Source organism: Arthrobacter flavus, assembly GCF_039526005.1.
In the GTDB taxonomy this organism is placed as follows: domain Bacteria; phylum Actinomycetota; class Actinomycetes; order Actinomycetales; family Micrococcaceae; genus Arthrobacter_D; species Arthrobacter_D flavus.
Genome location: NZ_BAAAIJ010000049.1, coordinates 1 through 1,281, shown reverse-complemented (window position 1 = coordinate 1,281; position 1,281 = coordinate 1). Strand labels below are relative to the sequence as shown.

2 protein-coding genes are annotated in these 1,281 nt (G+C 58.0%); both read left to right on the top strand.

Going from position 1 to position 1,281, the window contains the following annotated elements:
• Positions 1-46 precede the first annotated feature (46 nt).
• A complete protein-coding gene (locus ABD059_RS12735; RefSeq protein WP_343880625.1) occupies positions 47-346 on the top strand; it encodes a transposase in 300 nt (99 codons plus the stop codon).
• 5 nt (positions 347-351) lie between these two features.
• Positions 352-1,236 (top strand): IS3 family transposase, encoded by an 885-nt coding sequence (locus ABD059_RS12730; protein ID WP_343880623.1) that lies wholly within the window; start codon positions 352-354, stop codon positions 1,234-1,236.
• The last annotated feature ends 45 nt before the right edge of the window (positions 1,237-1,281 follow it).

Sequence of the window (1,281 nt, the reverse complement as noted above, 5' to 3'; positions counted from 1 at the left end):
TGAGGTGTATCAATGATGTGAGACACGGTTTGAGAGGATTGTGCTTATGTCTGAGAAAAAGTCTCGGCCGGTCTTTACCGCCGAGTTCAAGGCCGATGCTGTGGAGCTGGTGCTGACGTCGAAGGAATCAGTGTCGGCCGTAGCCCGCCAGCTCGATGTTTCCGATGGGGCGCTGCGCCGGTGGGTAAAGGATTTCAAACTTGAGCACCCCGAGCACGATGACGGGAGGCCAGGGCCGGTGGACTGGCAAAAATACAAGGCCCTCGAAGCACGCAACCGTGAGCTGGAAAGGTCCAACGAATTCCTAAAAAAAGTTTCGGCGTTCTTCGCAGCAGGGCAACGGTAGAGGAGTTGTTTACCGTTATCCACGTGCAGAGCGCCACCGAAGACGTCACCTGGATGTGCGACCAGCTGAACGTCCCCAGAGCTTCCTACTACCGCTCCCTGGAAACACAACCAACCGCCACGACGGTCAGGCATGAACAGCTCACCAAGGCCGTACAGGTGGTTTTCAAGGCTTCTGAGCAGATCGCCGGGCACCGGATGGTCCAGCAGAAACTCACTGCCGCGGGAACGGAAGTCTCCGTGGGTACGGTCGCAGCGATCATGGCTGAGAACGGGTGGCAGGCCAAGAGAATGCGAGCCTTCAAACGCACCACCATCAGCGACGATTCTGCACCGATCTTCGAGGACCTCCTCAAACGCGACTTCACCGCGCAGGCACCCGGGACGAAACTCGTCGGCGACATTACCTACCTACGCACCGACCAGGGCTGGCTTTACCTGGCGACCGTCATCGATCTCTACACCCGGATGGTCATCGGCTGGTCCATGACCCCACACATGAAGACCACGCTCATCATCGACGCGATGACGATGGCCCGGGACCACGGGCATCTTCAGACCGGCGCTATTTTCCACTCCGACCACGGATCGCAATACACGTCCAAGGCCTTCGGCTCCTGGTGCCGGGGCAACCAGATCCGCCAGTCCATGGGAATGACCGGTCAATGCTGGGACAACGCCGTCGCGGAGTCTTTCTTCTCCACCCTGAAAAATGAGTTCTACCACCACTACAGCTTCCAAACCCACAAGGCCGCCAGGACGGCCGTCATGCGCTATATCGAGGTGTTCTACAACCGGTGGAGACCCCACACCATAAACGCCGGACTACCGCCGGCAACGGCACTGGCCAACTACCGTCAAAACCAGCTGCAGCAAAAGACTGCCGCTTAACCCGAAAAACGACTATCCCGTGTCTCACTTACTTGACACACCTCA

Bases quoted from the DNA above. Each gene is read 5' to 3' on its own strand.
- ABD059_RS12735 (WP_343880625.1), top strand. From the start codon at position 47: ATGTCTGAGAAAAAGTCTCGGCCGGTCTTTACCGCCGAGTTCAAGGCC.